The sequence below is a fragment of the Shewanella sp. GutCb genome, from assembly GCF_002836135.1.
GTDB lineage: Bacteria > Pseudomonadota > Gammaproteobacteria > Enterobacterales > Shewanellaceae > Shewanella.
Genome location: NZ_PJBL01000079.1, coordinates 1 through 481 on the forward strand (window position 1 = coordinate 1; position 481 = coordinate 481).

1 protein-coding gene is annotated in these 481 nt (G+C 47.0%); it reads right to left on the bottom strand.

What is annotated here, in order from left to right:
• Positions 1 to 481: Ig-like domain-containing protein (locus tag CXF86_RS20030; protein ID WP_145992406.1), on the bottom strand; the 481-nt coding region annotated here is incomplete at both ends.

Genomic DNA, 481 nt, shown 5'->3' on the forward strand with positions numbered 1-481 from the left:
AACAGTGATATCAGCGTCATCTCCAACTGGTGTGACTTCAATCGTTAACGTGGCAGTCGAGCCAGTATTGGTGGTGTAAGTAATAACAGGAACGCTGCCATTCCAGTTTTCATTTGGGGTAAAGGTGTAAGAGCCATCTTCATTGATAACGAGAGAGCCACCATCGAGTTCTACCGTGCCGCCTGCAGTAACACTTTGGCCGTCGACTTCAAAGCTAACGACGGTTAGAACGCTGTCTACATCAGCATCGTTATCTAATACATTGCCAGTGGCAACGCTGTCTTCGTCGATAGTTTGGCTGTCGTTGGCTAATAGACTAGCGTCATCAACAGGCGTGACTTCAAGGGTCAATGTCGCTGTTGAACCGGTATTGGTGGTGTATGTAATAACAGGGACACTGCCATTCCAGTTATCATTTGGAGTGAAGGTGTAAGAGCCATCTGCATTGATAACGAGAGAGCCAGCTTCAAGTTCTACTGTG